This is a genomic window from Allokutzneria multivorans (assembly GCF_039537405.1).
Lineage (GTDB): Bacteria > Actinomycetota > Actinomycetes > Mycobacteriales > Pseudonocardiaceae > Allokutzneria > Allokutzneria multivorans.
Genome location: NZ_BAABAL010000005.1, coordinates 562,374 through 588,558 on the forward strand (window position 1 = coordinate 562,374; position 26,185 = coordinate 588,558).

The following is a 26,185-nucleotide window of genomic DNA, read 5'->3' on the forward strand; positions in this document are numbered from 1 at the left end:
AGCGTCAGCCCCAAGGATCAGCCCCGGTGCAGGGACGTCAGCATGGCCTCGATCGCGATCCGGGGTTTCACGTTCTGCCCCAACGCTTCCCGGCAGTGGATCACCGCTTCGAGTCGGCGGAGCGCTGAGTCAGCGCTCCACTCCGCCGCGGCCGTGCGCACGTCGGCCGCGCGGTCGGGGTGGTTCAGCGTGACCTCGGAGCGCACCGCCGCGGTCAGCACGTCGCGGTAGAACCCGGCGAGATCGATCAGCGCCAGGTCCAGCGCGTCCCGCTGGGTCCGCGTCGCCCGCGACTTCTGCCGCTTCTCCAGGTCCCGCAAGGCAGCCTTGGCCCCGCGCTCGGCCGCCGCGACACCACGCCCGGTGCCGCCGGAGCCCATCGCGGTCTTCAGCGCCTCCTTCTCCGCTTCGTCCCTGGTCTCGCTGAGCGCGCTCGCCTCCGCCTCGGCGGACTTCACCAGGTCATCAGCCTTGGTGAAGACGTCGCCGAGCCTGCGCAGGCCGAGCGGGATGCTCAGCACGGCCTCGCGCCGCGTGCGCGCTTCGGGGTCCGTCGCGAGCCGGTGAGCGCGTCCGATGTGCCCGGCGCTGACCGAAGCCGCCCACGCCGCCATGTCCTCCGGAACACCGTGGTGGTCCTGGAGAACCTGCGCGATCGCCCATGCCGGGGGCGTGCGCAGGCTCAGCGCACGACACCGCGAACGGATCGTCACCGAGATGTCCTCGGGGTGGTCCGACGGCGCGCACAACAGGAACACCGTGCGCTCCGGCGGCTCCTCGATCGCCTTGAGCAGCGCGTTCGAAGCACCCTCGGTGAGCCGGTCGGCATCGGAGATGATCACGACCTGCCAGCGGCCGGTGGTCGGCCTGCGCGCCGCGATCTGCACCAGGGCGCGCATCTCCGCCACCGCGATGGACAGTCCTTCCGGAGCCACAACGCGCACGTCCGGGTGCGTACCGCCGAGCGCCGTGCGGCACGCCTGGCACTCGCCGCAGCCGGGCACATCGCCCCAGCCCGCCGACGAGCACTGGAGGGCCGCCGCGAACGCCTTGGCCGCCGTGGTCCGCCCCGAGCCGGGAGGGCCGGTGAACAGCCACGCGTGCGTCATCGCCCCGGGGGTGACCGGACGTCCTGACACCAGCTCGTCAGCGGCGCGGGCCGCCGCTCCGAGCACGGCCACCGCCTCCGGCTGGCCGACCACCTCGGCCCACACTCCGGTGCTCACGCATTACCCCGCTTCGGAACTCGCCAGGGACCCATCGGTCGGTGGCACCGTAACGCGCCGCGCCGACAGCGCGGGAAGCACCGCCTCCCGCACCCTGAGTGCCACCTCCTCCCGTTCTCCGTCCGCGTCGACGACCACGTAGCGCTCCGGGTCCGCCGCCGCGAGCTCGGTCAGCACGTGCCGCCACGTGTACTCGATCCGCCCGGCCGGCCCGTCCTGGGCGCGGTCGAGCAGCACGGTGACCTCGGGACGCAACCGCCCGGTCGCCCAGTCCACGAGCCCGTCCGGGGACCCTGAACTCGGCTCGCACACCAGGACCACCACCGAACCGGCTTCGAGCGCGGGCACCACCTGCCGCTCCACCACGTCCGCGCGGACCGCGGCGGCCAGCAACGAGTGCGCCCGAAGTCCGGTCAGGCCACCGTGTTCGGCCAGGTCGCGCAGGCGCTCGCCCTCCGAGGCCGGGTCTCCCGCCAGCAGGACCTCGCGTCCACCCTCGCGAAGCCAGTCCACCAGCAGGCGTGCCTGCGCGGCCGTCTCCCCGACGGTATCCCCCTCCACCGACAACAAGAGGCCGCTGCCCGTTCGCGGGGTCCTGACCAGCGCGGACAGCAGGTCGCGGACACCTCCGGAGCGCCTGTCGTCCATCTGCCGGTAGGCGATCGCCCCCGCGAGCGCGGCCACGAGACCGGCGGCGAAGAGCACCGGCCTGGTGGGGTCGATCCGCACCGCGCGGCCCAGAGCCTCGAAGGTGATCGGCGGGACCACCGCGACCAGCAGCGGCACCACCGCCATCGCGCCCATCAGCACGAGCCGGACCAGCGACTGCATGAACGCGACGGTCCTGCCGCGCACGGTGTCCTCCACCTGCGCGCCGATGATCGTCATCCCGGTCAGGAAGGCGACGCCCGCCGACGTGCCGACCAGCGCCACGGTCGCCAGCGCCACCCAGAGGTGCGGGGCGAGCGCCGCCGGGACCATGGCGAGCCCGGCCGCGATGATCGCGGCGCCGAAGAGCCGGTTGTGCGGCATGCGCGCGGCCAGCTTCGGCGCGAACACCATGCCGATGCCGAGCCCGGAGAACACCGACACGAACAGCAGGCCGTAGCTGCCGTCACCGCCGGAGAGGCTCAGCGCGTAGAGCTTCGCGCAGGCGATCACCGCGCCGCCCGCCGCGAACGCCCCGCCGATGCCGATCACCAGGCCGCGCACCAGCGGCGTCCGCCCCACGAACGTCAGACCGCCGCGGACCAGGGCGAACAGGCTCTCCCCCGCCAGTTTCCCGGCATCGTGGGCGCGGCTGGAGATCTCCGGGATGCGCACCGCGACGGTGATCGCGTTGCCGAGGTAGAGGACCGCGTTGAGCAGCAGCGCGACCGCCATCGTGCCCGTCGGGCTGAGCTGGAGGGCCAGCGTCGGACCGATCACGGTCAGCGCGGTGAACAGGCCGGAGGCCGCGACCACGGAGACGCCGTAGGTCATCACCATGTTCAGCTGGTTGGCCGTCTCCACCTGGTCCGGCCTGCGCAGCAGGTTCGGTACGGCGGCGTCCTTGGCGGGCGCCCAGAACAGCGTGACCAGCTCGATCAGGAAGGTCGCGACGAACAGCCACCACAGCGAGCCCACCAGCGGCACGCTCACCAGCAGCACGCAGCGCAGCACGTCGCAGATCGCCATCAGCGCGCGGCGGTCGAACTTGTCCGCGAGCGCGCCCGCGACCGGGGCGAACAGCAGCGCGGGCAGCAGCTTGGTGACCACGACGCCGCCGAGCGCGAAGCCCTGCGCCTGGTAACCGCTGGTCATGTTGGTCGCCAGCGCCGAGAGCGCCAGCAGCGACAGCCAGTCGCCGACGCTGCTCAGCGCGTTGACGGCCCACAGCCTGCGGAACGGCTGGATGGCCAGCACGCTGCGGACCCGGTGAGCGGTCGAGACCGGCGGCGTTCCCGCATCACCCACGTCAGATCACCCGTTCGCATCAGCCGAAGCGGTGCTCAGACTAGGGGAAGAGGTGTTCAGCCACGTTGAGAATGAAGCCAAGGAGCAGGAGTCCGAAAAAGATCATGGCGCTGATGCCGCAGCCCGCGCCGGGCTTGGCCTGCTGCTGGGGCTGGGGTTGGGGCAGCGCGGGAGGCATCGGCTGCATGGGCCGCATCGGCTGCTGGACCGGCGCCTGCCTGCGCTGACGGGGGCGCTGCTTCGGCACGGGAGCCCGCTCAGCCGCGATGACCTGCTCGACGGCGCGCTGGACGGCGTCCGGATCGGGCAGGCCGGGAGGTCGGACCGCGATCTTGGGCTGGTCGACGAAGTCCAGCTCGGCCGGTGCGCTCAACGCGTCCGGGAAGGAGGGCGGGGGCGGCGGGGCCTGGGTGCCGTCCGGGCCGAACAACGCATCAGAGCTCACAGGCCCTCACCTCCTCGGGCGAGTGTCCACCCCCGTCGCCGCGCCCTCAAGCCCGGAAAAACGGACAGAGGGGCCGCAGCGGGCCCCTCTGCACCGGGTGGGTCAGGACTTCGAAGCCGAAGCCTTCTTCGCCGCCGGCTTCTTGGCGGCGGGCTTCTTCTCAGCGGTCGTCGTCTTCTTCTCAGCGGTCTTCTTCGCCGCCGGCTTCTTCGCGGCGGGCTTCTTGGCCGCCGCCTTCTTCTTCGGCGCCGGTCCCTTCGCCCGCTTCTCGGCGAGCAGCTCGGCCGCGCGCTCATCGGTCAGCGTCTCGACGTCATCGCCCTTGCGCAGCGACGCGTTGTACTCGCCGTCGGTGACGTACGGGCCGAAGCGGCCCTCCTTGACGATCATCGGCTTGCCGGAGACCGGGTCGTTGCCCATCTCCTTCAGCGGCGGGGCCGCCGAGGCCTGCCTGCCGCGCTTCTTCGGCTCCGAGTAGATCTTCAGCGCCTCTTCGAGGGTGACGGTGAACATGTCGTCCTCGGTGGCGAGCGAGCGCGAGTCCGTGCCCTTCTTCAGGTACGGGCCGTAGCGGCCGTTCTGCGCGGTGATCTCGTCGCCGCTCTCCGGGTCCTTGCCGACCACCCTGGGCAGCGAGAGCAGCTTGAGCGCGTCGGCGAGCGTCACGGTGTCCAGCGACATGGACTTCAGCAGCGAGCCGGTGCGCGGCTTGACCTTGCCCGCGTCCTCCGGCAGCACCTCGGTGACGTAGGGCCCGAAGCGACCCTCCTTCGCCACGATCTCGTTGCCGCTCGCCGGGTCGGTGCCCAGCGAACGGCCCTCCATCGGGGTCGAGAACAGCTTCTCCGCGATCTCCGAGGTCAGCTCGTCCGGCGGCAGGTCGTCGGGCAGGTTCGCCCGCTGCACGTCGCCATCGGCGCCGCTGTCGCCGTCGCGCTCCAGGTAGGGGCCGTAGCGCCCGACGCGGACCATCACCGTGCGGCCCTTGTCGTCGGCGAACATCGGGATCGAGTTCACCTCGCGGGCGTCGATCTGCTCCACCGACGAGCCGACCAGCTTCTTCAGCCCACCGGCACGGCCGATCGAGCCGTCGGGGCCGACATCGCCGCCGAAGTAGAACCCGGACAGCCAGATCGTGCGCTCCTGACGACCGGCGGCGATGCCGTCCAGCTCGTCCTCCAGCGCGGCGGTGAAGTCGTAGTCGACCAGGCGGCCGAAGTGCCGCTCCAGCAGCCCGACCACAGCGAAGGCCACCCACGAGGGCACCAGCGCGGAGCCCTTCTTCCACACGTAGCCGCGGTCCTGGACGGTGCTGATGATCGAGGCGTAGGTGGAGGGGCGGCCGATGCCCATCTCCTCCATCGTCTTGACCAGGCTCGCCTCGGTCAGCCGCGGCGGCGGGTTGGTGGTGTGGCCGTCCGGGTTCAGCTCGGTCGCGGTGACCGGCTCGTCCTTGGTCAGCCTGGGCAGGCGCGTCTCGGCGTCGTCGGCCTCACCGCCCGCCTCGGAGTCGACGGTCTCGACGTAGGCCTTGAGGAAGCCGGGGAAGGTGATCGTGCGACCGGAGGCGGAGAACGTGCACTCCTCACCGCTCGCGGCGGTGCCGGTGATGCGCACGGTCATGGTGGTGCCCTTGGCGTCGGCCATCTGCGAGGCGATGGTCCGCTGCCAGATCAGCTCGTAGAGCTTGAACTCGTCGGCCTCCAGCTCACGCGCGACCTGGCCGGGGGTGCGGAAGACCTCACCGGCGGGGCGGATGGCCTCGTGCGCCTCCTGGGCGTTCTTGACCTTGCGCGTGTACTGCCTCGGCTTGTCCGAGACGAACTGCGCGCCGTAGAGCTCCGTCGCCTGCGATCGGGCAGCGGTGATCGCGGTCTCCGACAGCGTGGTGCTGTCGGTACGCATGTAGGTGATGTAGCCGTTCTCGTAGAGCCTTTGCGCGGTGCGCATGGCCCGATCAGCGGTGAACCGCAGCTTGCGCCCGGCCTCCTGCTGAAGTGTCGAGGTCATGAAGGGCGCGTACGGCTTCCGCGTGTACGGCTTCTCCTCGACGCTGCTCACGGCCATTGCCGCGTTGGCAAGCCCGGTGGCCAGGCGGCGCGCCTCGGCCTCGTCCAGCGTGCGCACCTCGGAGGTCGCGCGGAGGTTGCCGTCCGGCCCGAAGTCGCGGCCGGTCGCAAGGCGCGTGCCGTCGACGGAGATCAGCCGGGTGCCGAAGGAGCGCGGGTTCGCCGAGTCGCCGTCGGTCTTCTGGGTCTCCATGACGGCGGAGATGTCCCAGTACGAGGCGGGCACGAAGCGGATGCGCTCGCGCTCGCGCTCGACGACGATCCTGGTCGCCACCGACTGCACGCGGCCCGCCGAGAGCTTCGGCATGACCTTCTTCCACAGCACGGGACTGACCTCGTAGCCGTAGAGGCGGTCGAGGATGCGGCGGGTCTCCTGCGCGTCGACCAGGTGCTGGTCGAGGTCGCGGGGGTTCTCGGCGGCGGCGCGGATCGCGGGCTCGGTGATCTCGTGGAAGACCATCCGCCGCACCGGGACCTTGGGCTTGAGGGTCTGCATCAGGTGCCACGCGATGGCCTCGCCCTCGCGGTCACCGTCTGTCGCGAGGTAGAGCTCGTCGACGCTCTTCAGCGCCTCCTTGAGCTCGGTGACCGTGGACTTCTTGTCCGGGGTGACGATGTAGAGGGGCTCGAAGTCGTTCTCGACGTCCACGCCGAGCCGGGCCCACGCCTCGCCCTTGTACTTGGCCGGTACGTCGGCCGCGCCCCTCGGCAGGTCGCGGATGTGCCCTCGCGAGGACTCCACCACGAAGTTCCTGCCCAGGTAGGAGGCGATCTTGCGCGCCTTCGCCGGTGACTCGACGATCACCAGGCGACGCGTGCCCGAACCGCCGTCACCGCCGTCCTTCTTCGCCCGTGTCGACCCTGCCACGCTTATACCGCTCTCTCGTCCCTGTAGTACGTCCCGGTTCGCAAGTGTGCACCGAGCGCGGTCACCCTCGGTGTTGCGGGTGAGCTGACAGAGTGGCACACCCGCGTGCCGCCTCCGTCGCGCTTACCCTGCGAACGCATTCTCCGAACACTGGATTCCCAGGTCAGTCGCCCGGTCGAGCAGGCCATTCCGCTGCGGCGGCCCCCGAGGGGACCGGCCCCACCAGCTCGGCGAGCCGCGCGAGTCGCCTCCGTCCGGTGACCCGCAGCGCCGGTTCGCCGTCACTGGCGGCGATCACCGTCGCCGCAAGACCGGCCGCGGTCAAGACCCCCAGCAGTGGATCATGGGTCTCCGGCGCGTCCGGGTCCAGCCCCAGCGCGTAGGCCGGGCCCTGCCAGCGCCCGGCGGCCAGCGCCCACACCCGCAGCGCCCGCCCGTCGAGGGTGAAGCTAGCCGGGACCCGCTTGGCCCCGCCACGCGACCACGCCTCGGCCAGCCCGGTGAGATCGGTCCGGAACGGGCTGCCGAGCACCGTTCGCCCCCGCTCCGACCAGCCAAGACGGGTCCGCACGCCGAGTTCCGCGCACGCCGTTGCCAGCGCGTGCGCCCGCCAGCGCTCAGCCAGCTCGACCGACACGCTCGCCGCGGTGCCCCGCCCGAACCCGGTGAGCCGTCCGTGGGCGCACAGCAGCCCGGCCAGGTCGCCCAGTGCGGGCGGCGCGGCCTCGGCCGAGTAGAAGGACAGCTGCCCCACGCGGGCAGCGTAGAACAGGTGTTCGAACGCGAGGGACCTCGGTCACGCACAGCGAGGAGCCGAATTCCCTCTTCCGGATGACGACGTGCGAGCTACGCCGGTTGAGCCCTCACAGGGTGCTCTGGCCGGTCAGCGCCCCCCGGAGGTCCCGGCAGGACGCGTGCGCGGCCATCGCCTGCTTGATCTCGGCGTTGTTCTCCAGCTCCGCGAGCACCTTGGGCTCACCCTGCGCGGCGGGGTTGCCCTCGCCGCTGAGCGCCCGCATGACCGACTCGGTGAAGTTCGCGGCGGCCGGGTCGATCGCCTCGGTGTCCCTGCGCGAGGTCTCGAAGACACCGATCTGACCGGAGAAGTCGGTGAGCAGCAGCTGCTGGACGCGCTCGCCGTCCGCGACGTCCGGCGCACCGCCGTCCGCCAGCTTCTTCTTGATCTCCGAGGTGCGCTTGATGGCCGCGTTGAGCAGGTCCAACGCCGCGCGCTTGGCCCGCTCGGTCGAGCCGTGCGCGGTCGGGTCGTAGTCGATGAAGGTCGCGATGGTCTTGAGCGTGTCGACGAATCCGGTGCAGGTGGAGGCGGCCCAGCTGCTCACCGGGGCCTTGCGGACGCTGACGGTCGTGGCGTCGGCGGGACGGTCCCCCGCGGCCGCTTCGACGCCACCGCGCGCACAGCCCACGACCGCGGCGAGCACGCCCGCCGCGACTGTTGTCACCACCAGAAGCTTGCGATCCACCTGACTACCCCCAGCGCTTCAGTGCCTCAGACAGCATTGATCTTCAGCAACCGATCCGGAAGTTACCGGCACCCACTGACACTCTCATGGCGGGGTACCCCCGGACGAGTTACTAAATTCAGGTCTGCGCCCAACAACAACTCGGCCCACCCCGGGAGTGTTCCCAGGATGGGCCGAGTGATGCCGCGAGGATCAGGCGGTCGTGCTCGCCGCGTCCTCCGAGGCCTTGTCGTCCGCGATGGCGGTCGGGCGGCGCTTGGAGACCAGCACCGCACCGACGATCACCACGATCGCCACGATGGCGATCGCCGCGCGGATGCCGGGCGAGGCGCTCTCGCCGATGCTCAGGGTCACGATGGCCGGCGCGATGAGCACGGCGACCAGGTTCATGACCTTGATCAGCGGGTTGATGGCCGGACCGGCGGTGTCCTTGAACGGGTCACCGACGGTGTCGCCGATGACGGTCGCGGCGTGGGCCTCGGAGCCCTTGCCACCGTGGTTGCCGTCCTCGACCAGCTTCTTCGCGTTGTCCCACGCACCACCGGAGTTGGCGAGGAAGACCGCCATCAGGGTGCCGGTGGCGATGGCGCCGGCCAGGTAACCGGCCAGCGGGCCGACACCGAGGCCGAAGCCCACCGCGATCGGGGCGAGGACCGCCAGCAGGCCGGGGGTGGCCAGCTCGCGCAGCGAGTCCTTGGTGCAGATGTCCACGACCCGGCCGTACTCCGGCTTGGTGGTGCCGTCCATGATCCCGGGGTTCTCCCGGAACTGGCGCCGGACCTCGAACACGATCGCGCCAGCGGCCCTGGTCACCGCGTTGACGGCGAGACCGGAGAACATGAACACGACCGCGGCACCGATGATCAGACCGACCAGCAGGTTGGGCTGGACGATGTTGTAGCCGAAGGCAAGGCCCAGGTCCTGCGCGACGCCACCGAGCGCCTTGGTGATCGCGTCGGTGTAGGAGCCGAAGAGCGCGGTCGCCGCGAGCACGGCGGTCGCGATCGCGATGCCCTTGGTGATCGCCTTGGTGGTGTTGCCCACCGCGTCGAGCTCGGTGAGGATCTTCGCGCCCTCGCCCTCGACGTCTCCGGACATCTCCGCGATGCCCTGCGCGTTGTCGCTGACCGGACCGAAGGTGTCCATCGCCACGATGACGCCGACCGTGGTCAGCAGGCCGCAGCCGGCGAGCGCGATGGCGAACAGCGAGATGATGACCGAGCCGGAGAGCAGGAACGCGCCGTACACCGCGGCGCCGATGACCAGCGCCGTGTAGACGGCCGACTCGAAACCGACCGAGATGCCGGAGAGCACGACGGTGGCCGCGCCGGTCAGCGAGGTCTTGCCGACGTCCTTGACCGGGCGGTAGTCGGTGCCGGTGAAGTAACCGGTCAGCCACAGGATCACACCGGCGAGCACGATGCCGATGATCACCGCGACGGCGGCGATCATGGCGGGGCTGCCCTCTTCCGCCGCCACCTCGGGAGCCAGGCCGGTCAGGCCCGCGAACGTGCTCGGCAGGTAGGCGAAGGCCGCGATGGTGCACAGGACGGCGGAGATGATCGCCGAGATGTAGAAGGAGCGGTTGATCGCGGTCAGCCCGCTCTCACCGGCCTTGGTCCTGGTGATGTAGACGCCGAGCACCGCGGTCACCACACCGATCGCCGGAACGATCAGCGGGAACAGCAGGCCCTGGGTGCCGAACGCGGCGGTGCCGAGGATCAGGGCGGCGACCAGCGTGACGGCGTAGGACTCGAAGAGGTCGGCGGCCATGCCCGCGCAGTCACCCACGTTGTCACCGACGTTGTCGGCGATGGTCGCGGCGTTGCGGGGGTCGTCCTCGGGGATGCCCTGCTCGACCTTGCCGACCAGGTCGGCGCCGACGTCGGCGGCCTTGGTGAAGATGCCGCCACCGACACGCATGAACATCGCGAGCAGCGCGGCACCGAACCCGAAGCCCTCCAACACCTTCGGGGCGGCACCGGCGTAGGTGAGCACGACGATCGCGGCACCGAACAGGCCGAGGCCGACGGTCATCATGCCGACGACGCCACCGGTGCGGAAGGCCACGCGGGCCGCCTTCTCCCGGCCGCCCTCACCCTCGTTGGCCGCGGCGGCGACCCGGACGTTGGCCCTGGTCGAGAGCCACATGCCGAGGTAGCCGATGGCCGCGGAGAACACGGCGCCCACGATGAAGAACAGGGAGCGACCGATCCTCTCGGACCAGTCTTCCGCGGGCAGCGCGAACAGCAGCACGAACACGATCACGACGAAGATGCCGAGCGTGCGGAACTGGCGGTTCAGGTACGCGGCCGCACCCTCCTGCACCGCCTTGGCGATCTCCTGCATCTTCTCGGTGCCCTGGCCGGCCGCCAGGACCTCCCTGAGCAGGACGTACCCAATGCCGAGCGCGGCAAGAGCGACAACGGCGACGATCGCGACGAGGCCGCGATCACCTCCGCTGAGCTCGATGCCCTGCGCCCACGTGCTTTGGGCGAGGTTGAGGCGGGACATCCGTCCTCCTGGTCTGTCGCGGTTATGCCACGCCAGGAGCCACCAGCTGCGTCAGCTCCGACGCGGAAAAGGCACGTGCACCGCCGGGACGGCGCGGTCCCGGCGATGCAACGGAGGCGGAGTCTATTGCCAACGTCACAGGCGCCTTCACGCCGTCCCTACACGGGCACTCTCCGTGATCGTTTCGACCGCGCTGATCATGGGTTTCGAGGCTGTCGGTGCCTGCTGTCAGACTCCGGGACGTGCGAGGGCGGACGGAAGGGCGACGGGAGACTGCGGGCGGTGCGGCGCATCGGCGCCCGCGCGGCCGTGACCTGCTGGAGCAGGTGGTCGCGGGCACCGGTCCTGAGGAGGATCCGCTGACCCACGTCGCCACCGTCGCGGCCCGGTCGGCGGTCTTCGCGGACTGGCCGGACTGGGCTCCTGGCGCGCTGGTGGACGCATTGCGCGAAGACGGAGTGCGACGGCCGTGGCGGCACCAGGTCGACGCGGCCGAATTGGCGCGCGCGGGCCGGAACGTGGTAGTTGCGACCGGCACCGCGTCGGGCAAATCGCTGGCCTACCAGTTACCCGTGCTGGCGGCGCTGACCGAGGACGAGCGGGCGCGGGCGCTCTACCTCGCGCCGACCAAGGCGCTGGGTGCCGACCAGCTGCGCTCGGTCAACGGCTTCGGGCTCGCCGGGATCAGGGCCGCGTCCTTCGACGGGGACACACCTCGGGTGGAGCGGGACTGGGTGCGGGCGCACTCGCGATGGATCTTCACCAACCCCGACATGCTGCACAGGGGGATCCTGCCCGCCCACGCCCGCTGGTCGGGCTTCTTCCGCAGGCTGACGCACGTGGTGATCGACGAGTGCCACGCCTATCGCGGGGTGTTCGGCTCGCACGTCGCCCTGCTGCTGCGGCGGCTGCGCCGGATCGCCCGCAGGTACGGCTCCGACCCGGTGTTCGTGCTCGCGTCGGCGACCGCGGCCAGCCCCGCCGAGTCCGCATCGCTGCTGACCGGGGCGGAGTGCCACGCGGTCACCGAGGACGGTTCGCCGAGCGGCGGGCGCACGATCGCGCTGTGGGAACCGCCGCTGCTGGAGGACCTGACCGGCGAGAACGGCGCACCCCTCCGGCGCTCCGCCGGGGCCGAGGCCGCGCGCGTGCTCGCCGACCTGGTGCTCCAAGGCGCGCGCACGCTGGCCTTCGTCCGATCGCGGCGCGGGGTGGAGCTGGCATCGCTCGGCGCCCGCCGCGCCCTCGCCGACGTCGATCCGGAGCTCGCGCGGTTCGTGGACTCCTACCGCGGCGGTTACCTGCCGGAGGAGCGGCGCGCGTTGGAGCGGGCCCTGCTCGACGGGCGGCTGCTCGGCCTGGCCACCACCAGCGCGCTCGAACTGGGCGTCGACATCTCCGGTCTGGACGCGGTGCTCGTGGCGGGCTGGCCGGGAACGCTGTCCTCGTTCTGGCAGCAGGCGGGCCGTGCCGGGCGGGACGGTGACGAGGCACTGGTCATCTTCATCGCCAGGGACGACCCGCTGGACACCTACCTGGTGCACCACCCCGCCGCGCTGCTGAGCCGTCCGGTCGAGGCAACGGTGCTGGACCCGGCCAACCCCTATGTGCTTGCGCCGCAACTGGTCTGCGCCGCGGCGGAGCTGCCGCTGACCGAGGATTGCGTTGCCGGGTTCGGTCCCGCCGCACGTCCGGTGCTGGACGGGCTGGTCGCCGACGGAGTGCTGCGGCGGCGGCCGACCGGGTGGTTCTGGACCGACCGGGAGAGCCCGCACGCGACTGTCGACATCAGGGGCTCCGGCGGCGAGCAGATCGCGGTCGTCGAGGGCGAGTCCGGCAGGCTGCTCGGCACGGTCGACCCGGATTCCGCTTGCGCCACAGTGCATCCGGGCGCGGTGTACCTGCACCGGGGTGAGTCCTACGTGGTCGACGAGCTGGACCTGGACGGCGGTCTCGCGCTCGTGCACGCGGAGGACCCGGAGTGGACGACCTCACCGAGGACGGTCGTGGACATCTCCGTGGTGCGCACCGAGGAGGAACGTCGCTATTCAGGTGGGGTGTCGGTCTGCCTCGGTGAGGTGGAGGTGACCTCGGAGGTGGTGGGCTTCCTGAGGAAGCTGCCCTCCGGCCGGGTCCTCGACCAGGTTCCGCTCGACCTGCCCGCGCAGACCCTGACCACGCGGGCTGTCTGGTACACGCTGTCGGAGGAGCTTCTGCGCGGTAGCGCGCCGGGGGGCGCCGGTCTGGAACCGGCGCGCACCCCCGGCGCGCTACACGCTGCCGAGCACGCGGCGATCGGCCTGCTACCGCTGTTTGCGACCTGCGACCGTTGGGACATCGGCGGGGTGTCCACCGCTTCGCACGCTGACACCGGGGAGGCGACGGTGTTCGTGCACGATGGGCATCCGGGGGGAGCCGGCTTTGCCGATCGCGGCCATGCCGCGATTGTCCCTTGGCTAGCAGCTACGCGGGAGGCGATCGTTTCCTGCGAGTGCCCGGCGGGGTGCCCGTCCTGCGTTCAGTCGCCAAAGTGCGGGAATGGCAACGAACCGCTGGACAAGGCGGGAGCGGTCGCCGTGCTCGATGCGGTACTCGCCGTCGTGGGGTCGAGTCGCGTCGAACGGGCGGACCGTTCTCCCTCTAGCGCTCCGCGGTAACCAGCCGCGCAGCGTTGTCGACGACGTCGGAGCGCAGAGCCAGGGACAGAGCGTCCTGAACGATCTCCGAGCTCGGCAGGTTCCAGCCGCAGAGCTGCGGCTTGACCCGCCAGTGCGCGACGCCGTGCTGGAAAGGCGAAGGCGGGAGCGGGATGTAGCTGTCCTTGCCGTGCAGGACGATCCCCTCCTGGTCTGCCAGCTCCTCGCGGAGCGGGGCACCGGTGTCGGTGAGGAAGAGCCAGCGGCCGGAAGGGGTGGCCGCGATGGGGACGATGACACCGGCGGCGCGAAGCTCGATGGCGGCGCGGCGACCGAGCTCCGCGTCCACCTCGATCGCGTCGAGGACGGTGCCGGTGGCGACGAGCAGCGAGTAGGGGCGGCCGCTCCACCAGGTGGCGACCTGGTCGGGCTGGGTGCCGACGCGGTCGGCCCAGTCCTGGTGCACGGGAACGGGACCGTCGGTCTGGATGCCGTCCCGGCCCGCCCATCCGGCGGCGGTCGGGTAGGTGCCCGGCAGGACCGGCCAGCCGCGCCAGGCGAGGCCGATGGCCTCAGCGCGCAGCTCGATCCGGAATGCTCCGCGCCAGCTGTCCGACCAATCCATTTTCTGCCTCCAACAGTGCTTCTCGCTTCCAGTAAAACCAAACGGCACAACAGCCACCTTGCGTAACCCCCCGTCGACAACCGGTAGCTACGGCACGGCGAATGAGACGTGGATCGCAGGCGGAACGAACTCCGGGGACCATTCGACTGCGACGGCCGACACCCTCTCTCCGGGGGTAATGCCGATCACAGTGGATCTCTCTGCCGCTCGCCGTCGCTCACCGACCGCTCATCGCAGTCGCCACGGGATGATCACTCCGCCGGACCGGCCCTGGCCCGTGCGACGACCGGTACGACGAACGGCAGGGGACCGTTCGGCACCGCTCGAACCTCGACGAGGGCGTCCCACCCGTCGAGCCGGCAGGAGGTCACCACGACCGCCATCCGGGCTCCGACCCGCTCCGCCGCGCGGCACGGGGCGACGGTCCCGGCGAGCGCCTGCCCAGCCGCCGCGAGCGCCGCGAGATCGGCCGCCGCTTCGGCCCGGTGCCGCTGGACCTGAGCCGAGCCGAGCCCGATCAGCAGCGCCAGCACGGAGACCAGCCCGGCGATCCCCACCGCCGCGAGCACGGTCACAGACCCGCGATCGGCGCCGTCTGCGCTGCTCAATGGCCTGTTCAGGGTTCGCCGACCCCGGGTTCGAGCAGTGCGAACGCGCTCCCGCGCAGCCGCAGGCCGGGCAGCAGGCGCCCGAGTGCGGCCACCTCCACATCGACGGAGACGCTGTCGCCGTCCCGCCGAACGGTCAGCACGGCACCGCTCGGAGCGATCTTGCTGAGCGCTTCCGCCGAGCCGCCGTGATCGCCACGGGAGAGCAGTCGGGCGACCTCGCGGGCCGCGTCGACGCACCGGATCTGGTCGACGGCGGCCCGCAGCCCGGTCAGCGAGAGGCCGAGCACGAGCACGAGCGCGGCCACCGCGACGGCGGCCTCCACGGTCACCGCGCCGCGGTCGCCCGCCACTAGAAAGCGACGTCGAGGGCACGCCGGACCAACCCCTCCAGTGCCGCCGTCACCGGCTCGCCGGTGACCACCGCGTAGAGGATGCCCGCCAATGCGGCGGCGGCAATGGTGACGATCGCGTATTCCGAGCTGGCCATCCCGGTGTCGGAGTCGACGAGTCCGACAAGGAGGGACCTCGATGGCGAAAAGATTTTCCCTTGCACGTTCAACCGACCTCTTCCGGGGACTCGGCGAGTTCTCCATGTATTTCCTGTCCACTTCGGACATTTCGCATATCGGCGTTACCAGGTGGTCAGCAGCCCGTTCGCCAGCCCCACGACCACGGGGGCGACGCCCAGGCAGAGGAAGGCGGGCAGGAAGCACGCACCCAGCGGCGCGGAGATCAGGACCGCTGCCCGCTGCGCGAGCGATTCGGCCCGTTCGGTTGCGGTGGCACGGAGCGCCACGGCCAGCTCGTGAACGAGATGGGCGAGCGCGGCACCCGACCGGGCCGTTCCCCGCGCCGCCCTGGCTAATCGAGTGGTCTCGGGGAGGTCAGCCGCGGATCGCCACGCGACGGCGGGATCCGCGCCCAGCGCGAGCAGATCAGCGGCTTCCACCAACGCGGCTCGTGTTCGCCCGGAAAGCCGTTCTGCGGCAACGCGCACGGCAACGGGCACCGGCATGCCGGACTTCAGGCAGGCGGCGAGCATGTCCCACGCTGCGGCGAGCACCAACGGATCGGCCTCAGATGGCGTCACCGGTCTGCTGAGCCACCAACGCGCGCCATACCAAGCCACGGCCGCGACAACGGGACCCAGCAAGACGGAGCCTGGCGCGAACGCGATGAAACAGCCGCCGACGCTGAGCCCGACGACGACGGCCAACCACCGCCGCCGAAGAGCAGCTCGAGCATCGGCGTCGTGTTCCGCGCGTGGTTGCCCCTGCAGAGCGCTAAGCCTTCGCCGTGTGCTGGGCGAACCGGGCGCGACAACCAATGCCGTCGCCAACACGAGTGCCGCCAGGGCCTGTGCCGTCATGAGGTCACCACCCGCGAAACCAAACGCGCACTCCACGTCACACCCGCGCACATCAGCGCGGAGCCGATCACCAGCAGCACTTGGCCAACTCCAGTCCGCACGAGCACAGCGAGCGGGGCAGCTCCCATCGCCTCACCGAGAAGCAGACCCAAGACGGGCAAGCACGCCAGCACCGAGGCCGTGGCGCGCGGACCGGCCATGCGTGCCTCGACCTGGTGCGCGAAGCGGACCCGCTGGCTCAAGTCGCGGTACAACGCCTCCACCAATTCCGCCAGGGGCACACCGTGGTTCTCCGCCGTGCTCCACGCCTCGCCGAACTGCTTCAGTACTGGCCCGCGCAAGGGGTCCTCCAGCGCGAGGCGGTCGACGGCCGCGCGCACATCCCCACCGAGCCGAGCCGTGGAAGCTATGGCCTGCAAGGCTTTCTGAGCCTCGGGATCCACATCCGCCGCGACGTCGGCGACCGCGCTCGCGGGATGCGCACCCGAACGCAACTCTCCGACGACGAGTTCGAGCGCCTCCGCCAGACCGCACGCAGCGGCTCGCTGGCGGCGCTCGAACCGGTGCCGCCGCAGTTGCCGAACGCCGGTCCACGCCAAGGCCGCGACCGCGATTCCCCCGCCCACTCCGGCGAGCAGAACCCGCACGCGCCAGTGACCGGAACGAGCAGCGCCGTGCTCGGTCGGAGCCGCAACCGTCGGGAACGCGGTGGCACCCCGAACAGCGCGGCAAGCCTGGGTCTTGCAGAAGCGTTGGGCCACAACATGATTCCTAGTGCGAGGAGGAGAGCGGCACCGGCCACGGCGGGTTCACCTCCCTCGCCCTGAGGAGATCGGCGAGCAGGGACTGCCCGCAGGACCACCCGCCGCCGTGCTGCCAGGCAGGCACGAACCTGGCCCGCTCGTCGATGCGAGCGAGGGTGCCAACAGCCGCCAGACGACGCCGTCCGTCCGGTTCGCGCTTCATGTGCAGCACCACTTGGACAGCCGCGCTGAGCTGACTGTGCAAGGCGTCACGGGACAGCCCGCCGAGCGCGGCCAGCGCTTCCAGTCGCGCCGGGACCTCCGCCGGAGAGTTCGCGTGCACGGTGCCCGCCCCGCCGTCGTGACCAGTGTTCAGCGCCGCGAGCAGTTCGCACACCTCCGCACCACGCACCTCCCCGACCACCAAGCGGTCGGGGCGCATGCGCAGGGCTTGCCGGACGAGCTGGCGCAGTGCGATCTCACCCGCGCCCTCGACGTTGGGCGGGCGGGCCACGAGACGCACCACGTGCGGGTGCCCAGGCCGCAGCTCCGCGGCTTCCTCGACGCTGACGATCCGCTCCTCGGCGGGAACGCAGCCGAGCATCGCGGCCAGCAAGGTCGTCTTGCCGGAACCGGTGTTGCCGACGACGAGAAAGGCCAACCGCGCCGCCACCAACGCCTTGAGCACCGCCGTCATCTCGCGGTCGAAGGTCTTGAGGCGACACAGGGCGTCCAGGTCGTGCGTTGCCGGACGCAGCACGCGAAGCGACACGCACGTGCCGTCCGCAGCGATCGGCGCAAGCACCGCGTGCAGCCGAACATTGCCCCCGGCGCCGCACTCGGGCAGCCAACCGTCGACGAAGGGCTGCGCGTCGTCGAGCCGCCGCCCCGCCGCGAGCGCGAGCCGCTGTGCCAGTCGCCGCACGGATTCCTCGTCCGGCAGGTCGACCAGGGCCTGGCGCAGTCCCCTGCCCTGGTCCACCCAGACCTTGCCCGGACCGGCCACCAGGACATCGGTGGTCGCGGGGTCGCGCAGCAGTGGTTCGAGCGGCCCCGCACCGACGAATTCCTGATGCAACAAGCGAATCGTGTGCAGCAGTGTCGCGTCGCCGATCACTCCCCCGGCTTCCGCGCGGACCGCGTCGGCGACCGCCCCCGCGGTCACGGAGCCGTTGGTGGCCGCGAGCCGGTGGCGGACGCGATCGGCGAGATCGCCGCTCATCGCGCCCCGTCCCCGCGCAACGCGTCGAGCACTTCTCCGGCAGCCTCGGCAAGCGGCCCCTTGGCCTGCGCCGGGGGGTGGCCGTTGTCGAGCGCGCGGTCGATACCGGGTTCCGGGCGCATCGTCGTGAGCAGGGGCAGAGCGAGGGAGCGCTCGACGTCCTCGGCCAGGAGGCCGCCCGGTGCCGGTCCACGGACCACGACGCGCAGCTGCACCCCTCGGCTCAGCGCCCGCTCGGCGACCCGGGAAGCCGCCGCGCAGGCACGGACCTCGGCGGGCACGACGAGCACCGCCAGGTCGGCGAGGTCGAGCGCGATGAGCGCGGCGTCGGGCAGGTGCCGGGGCAGGTCGCACACCACGATCCCGCCGCCACGGCGCCCCGCCGACACCACCGCTTCCACCGCGGCCGGTTCAGGACCGGTGCCGTCCCGGTCGCAGGACAGCACGGTGAGACCACCGCCCCGCACACCGGCCGTGGGCAAGGCGGATCGCAGCGAGGAGGACGACATCCGGCCGCGCGTCGGGGTCAGCGCGGGCCAGCGCAGGCCCTCCGTGTGCTCGGCGCCGAGCATCAGGTCCAGACCGCCGCCGAGCGGATCGCAGTCCACCAGCAGCACCTGTTCGCCCCTGCGGAGCGCGACCACCGATGCCGCGCAGGCCAGCACCGACGCTCCCGCTCCACCCCTGCCGCCGATCACCGCGAGGACGCGGCCCCCGTCCGATCCCGGCCCTTCCGCGACGTCGGCGAGCGTCGCGGTCAGCCAGTCCTCGGCTTCCGGGAGGGAGAGGACCTTGTGCACTCCCAGATCGACCGCCCTCCGCCACATCGCCGGGTCGAGTTCGGTCGTCGTCAGCACCACGACGTCGGCCCGGCGCGGCAGGTCCGCGTCGGAGCAGTGCTTCAGGCCGGAGTCGTCGAGCAGCACCAGCGGTGCCGCCGCCCAGTGCCGCCGCGCCGCGGCGGGGTCGAGCACCCGGTGCACGTCGCAGCCCGCCGCCGCGGCCAGCCGCAGTGCCTCGTCGAGGAGTTCGGTGTCCTCCATCAACACCAGAGGTCGTGCCGTTTCCACTGTCTCCCCCTGCCGTTCGTGTCTCGCCGGTGTGAGTTCCGGCGGTCGTTCCACGGTCGCTCGGGGGCGGGTCGGTTGCCATGGGGTATCGGCGATCTGTGGACAACGGGGTGCGTTGTGGACAACTCGGCCGCACCTGGTGGTCGCCGCGGCGGAAATGTCGGTGCCACAGGGAAGAATTGAATGTGGGGGGCTCCCCCACGCGCGCGATTCACCGTGCGAACGCCTCGGAGGGAGTCAGCGTCGGCGGAGGTGCTGAGAGAAGCGGCATCGGCGGAGGTGCCGAGGGAAGCGGCGTCGGCGGAGAAAGCGGGAGAAGCGGCGGCGGAGCCGACGAGAAGCGGAGGACGCGGCGGCGGAGCCGGGTGGATGCGCGGCGAAGGCCTGAACCGATCAGTCGTTCAGCGTCGGCGCTCGTGGTGTGAACCCGGGGTGAAACCGTTCTGCGGCACCGGGCTTCGGCGGTGCGCACGGGGTCGCGATCCGGTCGCGCACAACGGCGGCGTAGAACGTTTCAAGGACGTGAGAAGCGTTCCGAAGACCGGTCGAAAACGGGTCCGGACATGGGACGACCCCCGCCAGGGGGGAGGGACGGGGGTCGTCATAGGTTCAGTCCCGGGGGGTCGGACTGAACCCGTCCGGCACAGCCGGACGTGACTACTGTATCCCCCCGCCACCAGAAGTTGCCTCTCGTCCGTTCGAGCGACAGGTGACGATTCGGCACCGGTGCCGCAACGAGACCTATGCTGAGCCCGTGATCGTTCCTGGTGAGAGCGTGCGAAAGACGGCAAAGACCCGGGTCGCGGCGTTCTTCGACCTCGACAAGACCGTCATCGCCAAATCGAGCACGCTGGCCTTCAGCAGGCCCTTCTTCCAGGAAGGATTGATCAACCGGCGCGCGGTGCTGAAGAGCGCCTACGCCCAGTTCATGTTCATGCTCGCCGGGGCGGACGCGGACCAGACCGAGCGCATGCGCGAGCACCTGACCTCGCTCTGCACCGGTTGGGATGTCGAGCAGGTGCGCGCGATCGTGGACGAGACGTTGCACGACATCGTCAACCCACTGGTCTACTCCGAGGCCGCCGAGCTCATCGCCGACCACAAGACCGAGGGCCACGATGTGATCGTCGTCTCTGCCTCGGGCGCGGAGATCGTCCAGCCGATCGCGGAGATGGTCGGTGCCACCCAGAGCGTCGGCACCAGGATGGTGTCGGCCGAGGGCCGCTACACCGGCGAGGTCGACTTCTACTGCTACGGCGAGAACAAGGTGGTGGCGGCCCGGGAACTGGCCGAGGCGAACGGCTACGACCTGGCCGACTGCTACGCCTATTCCGACTCCATCACCGACCTGCCGCTGCTGGAGGCGGTCGGCCACCCGACGGCGGTGAACCCGGACCGGTCGCTGCGCAAGGTCGCGTCGCAGCGGGGGTGGCCGGTGCTCACCTTCTCCGACCCGGTCTCGCTCCGCTCGCGCATCCCGAGCCCGTCCGGCACGGCGGTCGCCGCGGCGGCGGTCGGCCTCGGTGTCGTCGCGGCGGCGGGAGTCGCTTTTTACGGCATCCGCAGGCACCAGCGAAGGGCCAAAGGGCAAGAGGAACCGGGCTACTGAACCTGTTAGGGCTAGCGGGTTCCAGCCGAAGGCGCAGCCCTACTGACGGGTTGCCGCAAGGCGTGTCGACCTTGCTGAAACGGTGCACCCGTCCGTGCCCTTGCTGTGACGGCAATCACGGACTACAAAGGGAAGTGCGGACCGGCAGAGGCCAGGGGCGATACGAAGAGAAGTACCGCTCACCCCCCGTCGCTCCGTGCGAGGAGATTGGGAACCCACGCGCAGCACGCCGCGGGAGGCATGTCGTCGAAGGACTGCGTATCAGGACGCTGGACGCCGAGTCCTCACCAGGTACGACACGAGATGCACGCTTGGTACCCCGATCCTCCTCGCTGATGGGGCGGCGCCCTCGACGAAAGTCGACGGGCGCCGTCCCCTTTTTCGTGCTCCCACACTTCGGCCCCTGCCACACAGGGTGGGCATCCCGGCACCGCTCGTGAAAGCCTGCACCCACTGCGCCAGATGAACCAGTGATGGGATCGGATTGTTCGGCAAGCGGGTGACCAGGGCACATGAGTTCGTTGCAGCCCCGTCACGCGCGTTGACCCCCACCATTCCCGTGGGTAACTTGCCGTGCTTACCGGGTATCCAGTTGAGAATTGCCCGCCAGCGACGTCGGGAGGCTCCGTTGCGTCACGTCAAGTCCATCCCCCGCAGGCAGGTCGCGGTGCTGCTGTCAGCAGCCATCGCCGCCGCCGCGGTGGGCGCCCCTGCGGCCACAGCACAGGACGCGCCCGCGCAGCCCGCGGAGACGCAGAGCACCGAGGCTGCGACCATGAGCGCGGCGGCGAGCACGCTCCGCGGCATGACGCTGGAGCAGAAGGTCGGCCAGCTCTTCGTGGCCAACGTCTACGGCAAGACGGCCGACACCCCGCACCCGAAGAACCGCGAGGAGTTCGGCGTCGACACGGCGGCCGAGGTCGTCAAGCGCTACCACCTCGGTGGCGTCATCTACTTCGCGTGGACAGACAGCTTCCACAACGCCCGCCAGGTCGCCGAGCTCTCCAACGGCCTTCAGCGCGCGGCGGTGAGCTCCGGGAACCTGCCGCTGCTGGTCAGCACCGACCAGGAGCAGGGCGTGGTGACGCGGTTCGGTCCGCCCGCCACCCAGTTCCCCGGCAGCATGGCGCTCGGCGCGTCGCGTTCCACCGAGGACGCCAGGAAGGCCGCCGAGATCACCGGCCAGGAGCTGCGCGCGGTCGGCATCAACCAGGACTTCGCGCCGGACGCGGACGTGAACGTGAACCCGGCGAACCCGGTGATCGGCGTGCGGTCGTTCTCCTCCGACCCCAAGCTCGTCTCCGACATGGTCGCCGCGCAGGTCAGGGGCTACCAGGGCGGACTGCCGACGCAGGGCGTCTCCGCCAACGTCAAGCACTTCCCCGGCCACGGCGACACCGACGTGGACAGCCACTACGGCCTGCCGGTCATCAACCACACCCCCGAGCAGTGGGCGCAGCTGGACGCGCCGCCGTTCCGCGCGGCCATCGCCAAGGGCGTGGACTCGATCATGACGGCGCACATCGTGGTGCCGAAGCTGGACGACTCCGGCGAGCCGTCGACGTTGTCCCCCAAGGTGATCACCGGGATGCTGCGCGGTGAGCTCGGCTTCCGCGGCGTTGTCTACACCGACTCGCTGCGGATGGAGGGCGCGCGCAAGAAGCACCCGGACGCCCGGCTGCCGGTGCTGGCGCTGAAGGCGGGCGTGGACGTCCTGCTGATGCCGCAGTACCTGGAGCTGGCGATCAACAGCGTGATCGACGCGGTGCGCACCGGTGAGCTGACCGAGCGGCGCATCGACGAGAGCGTGCTGCGCATCCTGATGATGAAGCTCAAGCGCGGCATCCTCACCAAGCCGTTCGTCGACCCGGCCGCCGCGGAGAAGCTCGTCGGCAACAAGCGCAACCAGGTCGTGGCGCAGAAGGTCACCGACAACACCGTGACCGCGATCCGCAACGACGACAAGCTGTTGCCGATGCGCGCCAAGCCCGGCAAGGTCCTCGTGACCGGCTGGAGCGACACCGCGGCCACGTGGGGCACCGCGAGCACGCAGACGCTCTCGAAGCAGCTCAACGCGCGCGGTGTCGCGACGACCGCGCTGACCACGGGGCTCAGGCCGACGTCGCAGGCGATCGACTCGGCGGTTGCCGCCGCTGGGCAGAACGACGCCGTGGTCGTGCTGACCAACCGCGCGGCCAAGGAGCCCTTGCAGCGCCAGCTGCTGGAGAAGCTCGCGGCCACCGGCAAGCCGGTCATCGCCGTCGCGGTGCGCGATCCGTACGACGCCGCGCACGTGGACGCCGTGAAGACGTGGCTGAACACCTACTCCTTCAGCGCGGGCTCGATGGAGTCTGTCGCCAAGGTCGTGCTCGGCGAGCTGTCGCCCAAGGGCAAGCTCCCGGTGAGCGTGCCGAGCGCGAGCGACCCGAACGTTGTCCGGTTCCCGTTCGGCCACGGCCTGACCTGGTAAGCGGAGGAATGTCCACAATGGATGGTCTGAACAGGCGGAGGTTCCTCGCCGCCGGTGCTCTCGCCGCGCCCGCTCTCGGTCTCGGCGCTGGTACCGCAGCGGCTCAGCAGCCGGAGGCGGAGTCCTTCGGGCGCCGCGTGCTCACCGGCGCCGACGTGCTCGCCGCGAGCGGCTGGAAGGCGTTGGCGGGCAAGAAGGTCGGCATCGTCACCAACCCGACCGGCATGCTCTCGGACATGCGGCACGTCGTCGACGCCATGGCCGACAGCAAGAAGGTCAACATCGTCGGCATCTACGGACCCGAGCACGGCTTCCGCGGCACCGCGCAGGCCGGGGGCTCCGAAGGCGAGTTCGACGACCCGCGCACCGGATTGCGGGTCTACGACGCCTATCACATCACCGCCGCCGAACTCGCCGCGAAGTACAAGAAGGCCGGTGTCGACACCATCGTCTTCGACATCGGTGACGCGGGTGTGCGGTTCTACACCTACATCTGGATGCTCTACACGGCCATGCACGCCGCGGTGCTCGCGGGCAACCTGCCGGTCATCGTGCTCGACAGGCCCAATCCCATTGGCGGGCAGGCGTTCGGGCCGCAGCTGGACCCGAAGCACGCCTCCCTTGTCGGTCGCAAGCCGATCGCGTTGCGGCACGGCATGACCATGGGCGAGCTGGCGCGGCTGTACAACGACACGTTCCTGCCGCAGGAGGCCGGCTCGAAGGTCACCAAGCTCGACGTGATCGAGGTGCGCGGCTGGCGCCGGGACACGCTGTTCGCCGACACGGGGCTGCTGTGGGTCCCGCCGAGCCCCAACGTGCCGACGCCGGACACCGTGCTCGCCTACCCCGGCACCTGCCTGTTCGAGGGCACGCTGTGGTCGGAGGGCCGGGGCACCACGCGGCCGTTCGAGATCATCGGCGCGCCCAAGGTGGACTGGAAGTGGGCCGAGGCGCTCAACGGCTACCGCATGCCGGGTGTGCTCTTCCGCGAGACCTACTTCCAGCCGACCTTCAACAAGCACGTCGGCGTGAACTGCGGCGGCGTGCAGCTGATGATCACCGATCGGCACCGCTTCGAGCCGATCCGGGCCGGGGTGGCGATGCTGGTGGAGGCCAAGCGCCTCTACCCGACGCTGTTCGCGTGGCGCACCGACAACTTCATCGCGAAGCTGTGGGGCACCGACCGGCTCAAGGACATGGTGGAGCGCGGCGCGGGCGTCGACGAGATCGTCGGCACCTACCGGGTCGAGGAAGCCGAGTTCCGCAAGCACCGCGCCAAGTACCTGATCTACCGGTAATGAGGTGACATGCGTTCCCCTGCACTGACTTGTGCGGCACTGCTGACGGGTCTCGCCGTGCTCGGCGGGACCGCGTCGGCGGCGCCCGAGACGTCGGCCTTCGGCGGAGCCGGGCGGTTCGACCGCCCGCACTCCGACTTCGCGCCGCAGTGGACGAAACTGCGTGACGGCAGCCCGGAGCAGGTCGGCCTCGACCGCGCTCCGATCGACGCCGCGTGGAACCAGCTGCGGTCCTGGACGGAGAAGCAAGGCACCACGAATCCGTTGTACGCGGGCGCGGTCGGCGTGCTGGTGCACGACGGCGTCGTGGTCAGCAAGGACGCTCTAGGCCACGCGCTGCGCTACGCCGACGACAAGGGCACCGAGCTGCCGAAGGACAAGTGGGTGCCGATGGGTGCCGACACGATCTTCGACATGGCCTCGATCTCCAAGCTGTTCACCACGGTCGTCGTGATGCAGCAGGTGGAGCGCGGCAAGATCGACCTCGATCGCACCGTCGCCAGCTACCTGCCCGCCTACGCCGCCAACGGCAAGGAGGGCATCAAGGTCCGGCAGCTGCTCACCCACACCACGGGCATGCAGCCGTTCATCCCGCTGTGGCGGGACTGGCCGAACAAGGCCTCGCGCATCAAGGCGGCGCTGGAGTCCAAGCTCCAGCAGCCGCCGAACACCGCCTACATCTACTCGGACCTCAACCTGATCACCCTCGCGGTGCTGGCCGAGCAGGTGGCGGGCGCGCCGCTGGACACCTTGGTGCGCAAGGGAGTCACCGACCCGCTCGGCATGGTCGACACCGGCTACAACCCGCCCAAGGAGAAGCTGCACCGCGTCGCAGCCACGGAGTTCGCCGCGACTCCCCCTCGCGGCATGGTCCGCGGTGAGGTGCACGACGAGAACGCCTGGTCGCTCGGCGGCGTCGCCGGGCACGCGGGCGTCTTCTCCACCGCCAAGGACATGGCCGTGTTCGGGCAGATGGTGCTCAACGGCGGCAGCTACGGCGGCGAGCGCGTCCTGAAGCCGAACACGCTGCGCGACATGATGGTCAACTACATCCCGCAGTTCGCGCCGAACCAGCGCGGGCTGGGCTTCGAGATGAACCAGCACTGGTACATGGACGGGCTCTCGGGGCAGCGCACGGTCGGGCACACCGGCTTCACGGGCACCTCGCTGGTGATCGACCCGACCTCGCGCTCGGTCGCGGTGCTGCTGACCAACCGCGTGCACCCGACGCGCAACTGGGGCTCGAACAACCCGGCACGGCGCGCGTTCGCCAGAGGACTCGCGCAGGCGATGCCCGTGCGGCCCGTGCAGGGCCCGGACGCCTGGTACTCCGGGGCGCCCGACGCGCGCAACGCCACGCTGACCACGCCGGTGCTGTCCGGGGCGAAGGTCGCCACGTTCGACGCCTTCGTGGACACCGAGCCGAAGCTGGACAAGCTGACCGTCGAGGCCAGCTCGGACGGCGGCACCACGTGGAAGGCCGTGCCGCTGCGGGTCAGCGGTCGCGGCGCTCCCGACGGGGCGCAGGAGTCGCTCAGCGGCAGCGGGCACCGCTCGTGGTGGAAGATCCGGGCAGAGCTGCCGGAGGCGAAGGACCTCGCGCTGCGGTGGCGCTACAGCACGGACGCCCAGGCTTCCGGTCGCGGCGTGTACCTCGACGGCATCCGCGTCTGGGGCTCCGGCGGGCTCGTGCTCGACGGCGAGCGGCAGCCCCAGCGCCTCACCGGCGATGGGTGGCAGACCGCTCGGCGCTGACGCCCGCGTGACCACGAAGCCCCACCTCCACCAGCGCGGGAGGTGGGGCTTCGCCGCGTTTGTCCGGTGCGCGGTGACGCCTTCGTCACATCGGCGCGGAGGTCGATCCGGGTGCGGTGTAACGATTCGGCCTCGCGGACAGCGCGGGCAGATGAACGTCCTACGGATTTTCGAGGCACTGAACCGATCGGGAACAAACGTTGTCATCAGCGGAT

Annotated in this window: 20 protein-coding genes; 5 read left to right on the top strand and 15 right to left on the bottom strand. The window is 70.6% G+C overall.

The features are described from left to right. Window positions 1-17: 17 nt before the first annotated feature. The 7 genes from ABD798_RS06610 to ABD798_RS06640 form a co-directional block, all read right to left on the bottom strand. On the bottom strand, window positions 18-1,226 hold the full coding sequence (locus ABD798_RS06610) for a DNA polymerase III subunit delta' (protein WP_344871677.1): 1,209 nt from the start codon (window positions 1,224-1,226) through the stop codon (window positions 18-20). 3 nt (window positions 1,227-1,229) lie between these two features. Further along, window positions 1,230-3,182, bottom strand: a complete 1,953-nt coding sequence (locus ABD798_RS06615) for a bifunctional MFS transporter/dTMP kinase (RefSeq protein WP_344871679.1) — start codon at window positions 3,180-3,182, stop codon at window positions 1,230-1,232. 40 nt (window positions 3,183-3,222) lie between these two features. Beyond that, window positions 3,223-3,627, bottom strand: coding sequence for a hypothetical protein (locus ABD798_RS06620; protein WP_344871681.1), 405 nt, complete (start codon window positions 3,625-3,627; stop codon window positions 3,223-3,225). 102 nt (window positions 3,628-3,729) lie between these two features. Continuing rightward, on the bottom strand, window positions 3,730-6,564 hold the full coding sequence (gene topA / locus ABD798_RS06625; protein WP_344871683.1) for a type I DNA topoisomerase: 2,835 nt from the start codon (window positions 6,562-6,564) through the stop codon (window positions 3,730-3,732). Window positions 6,565-6,727: 163 nt separating this feature from the next. After that, window positions 6,728-7,318 carry a hypothetical protein gene (locus tag ABD798_RS06630; RefSeq protein WP_344871685.1) on the bottom strand — a complete coding sequence of 197 codons (591 nt, stop codon included), beginning with the start codon at window positions 7,316-7,318 and terminating at the stop codon, window positions 6,728-6,730. Window positions 7,319-7,427: 109 nt separating this feature from the next. Beyond that, entirely contained in the window at window positions 7,428-8,048 is a 621-nt protein-coding gene (locus ABD798_RS06635) for a hypothetical protein (RefSeq protein ID WP_344871687.1), read from the bottom strand. A 192-nt stretch (window positions 8,049-8,240) separates the two neighbouring features. Continuing rightward, entirely contained in the window at window positions 8,241-10,562 is a 2,322-nt protein-coding gene (locus tag ABD798_RS06640) for a sodium-translocating pyrophosphatase (protein WP_344871689.1), read from the bottom strand. Between the two features lie 242 nt (window positions 10,563-10,804). Here ABD798_RS06640 and ABD798_RS06645 point away from each other — a divergent pair, with 242 nt between their 5' ends. Next, window positions 10,805-13,219 carry a DEAD/DEAH box helicase gene (locus ABD798_RS06645; protein WP_344871691.1) on the top strand — a complete coding sequence of 805 codons (2,415 nt, stop codon included), beginning with the start codon at window positions 10,805-10,807 and terminating at the stop codon, window positions 13,217-13,219. On the opposite strand, the gene ABD798_RS06650 is transcribed toward ABD798_RS06645, so the two are convergent. The 8 genes from ABD798_RS06650 to ssd form a co-directional block, all read right to left on the bottom strand. Beyond that, complete coding sequence (locus tag ABD798_RS06650; RefSeq protein WP_344871693.1) at window positions 13,203-13,823, bottom strand: bifunctional DNA primase/polymerase; 621 nt, start codon at window positions 13,821-13,823, stop codon at window positions 13,203-13,205. The two genes, ABD798_RS06645 and ABD798_RS06650, sit on opposite strands and share 17 nt — an antisense overlap. 251 nt (window positions 13,824-14,074) lie before the next feature. After that, on the bottom strand, window positions 14,075-14,431 hold the full coding sequence (locus ABD798_RS06655) for an Rv3654c family TadE-like protein (protein ID WP_344871695.1): 357 nt from the start codon (window positions 14,429-14,431) through the stop codon (window positions 14,075-14,077). An 8-nt stretch (window positions 14,432-14,439) separates the two neighbouring features. Next, window positions 14,440-14,784, bottom strand: a complete 345-nt coding sequence (locus ABD798_RS06660) for a TadE family type IV pilus minor pilin (protein ID WP_344871697.1) — start codon at window positions 14,782-14,784, stop codon at window positions 14,440-14,442. Continuing rightward, complete coding sequence (locus ABD798_RS06665) at window positions 14,784-14,987, bottom strand: DUF4244 domain-containing protein (RefSeq protein ID WP_344871699.1); 204 nt, start codon at window positions 14,985-14,987, stop codon at window positions 14,784-14,786. The genes ABD798_RS06660 and ABD798_RS06665 overlap by 1 nt, the downstream gene beginning before the upstream one ends. Window positions 14,988-15,065: 78 nt before the next feature. Beyond that, entirely contained in the window at window positions 15,066-15,524 is a 459-nt protein-coding gene (locus tag ABD798_RS06670; protein ID WP_344871701.1) for a type II secretion system F family protein, read from the bottom strand. A 275-nt stretch (window positions 15,525-15,799) separates the two neighbouring features. Beyond that, window positions 15,800-16,564, bottom strand: coding sequence for a type II secretion system F family protein (locus ABD798_RS06675; RefSeq protein ID WP_344871703.1), 765 nt, complete (start codon window positions 16,562-16,564; stop codon window positions 15,800-15,802). 10 nt (window positions 16,565-16,574) lie between these two features. Then, a complete protein-coding gene (locus ABD798_RS06680; RefSeq protein ID WP_344871706.1) occupies window positions 16,575-17,768 on the bottom strand; it encodes a TadA family conjugal transfer-associated ATPase in 1,194 nt (397 codons plus the stop codon). Then, window positions 17,765-18,838, bottom strand: coding sequence for a septum site-determining protein Ssd (ssd, locus tag ABD798_RS06685; RefSeq protein WP_344871708.1), 1,074 nt, complete (start codon window positions 18,836-18,838; stop codon window positions 17,765-17,767). The genes ABD798_RS06680 and ssd overlap by 4 nt, the downstream gene beginning before the upstream one ends. 775 nt (window positions 18,839-19,613) lie before the next feature. On the opposite strand from ssd, the gene ABD798_RS06690 reads away from it, so the two are divergent. From ABD798_RS06690 to ABD798_RS06705, 4 genes are all read left to right on the top strand, one after another. Beyond that, window positions 19,614-20,447 carry an HAD family hydrolase gene (locus ABD798_RS06690; RefSeq protein WP_344871710.1) on the top strand — a complete coding sequence of 278 codons (834 nt, stop codon included), beginning with the start codon at window positions 19,614-19,616 and terminating at the stop codon, window positions 20,445-20,447. A gap of 775 nt (window positions 20,448-21,222) precedes the next feature. Beyond that, window positions 21,223-22,917, top strand: a complete 1,695-nt coding sequence (locus ABD798_RS06695; RefSeq protein WP_344872908.1) for a glycoside hydrolase family 3 protein — start codon at window positions 21,223-21,225, stop codon at window positions 22,915-22,917. Window positions 22,918-22,934: 17 nt separating this feature from the next. After that, window positions 22,935-24,215 carry an exo-beta-N-acetylmuramidase NamZ family protein gene (locus ABD798_RS06700; protein WP_344871712.1) on the top strand — a complete coding sequence of 427 codons (1,281 nt, stop codon included), beginning with the start codon at window positions 22,935-22,937 and terminating at the stop codon, window positions 24,213-24,215. A gap of 9 nt (window positions 24,216-24,224) precedes the next feature. After that, the gene (locus ABD798_RS06705; RefSeq protein ID WP_344871714.1) at window positions 24,225-25,970 is read left to right on the top strand and encodes a serine hydrolase domain-containing protein; all 1,746 of its coding nucleotides are present in this window, start codon (window positions 24,225-24,227) and stop codon (window positions 25,968-25,970) included. Window positions 25,971-26,185: the final 215 nt, after the last annotated feature.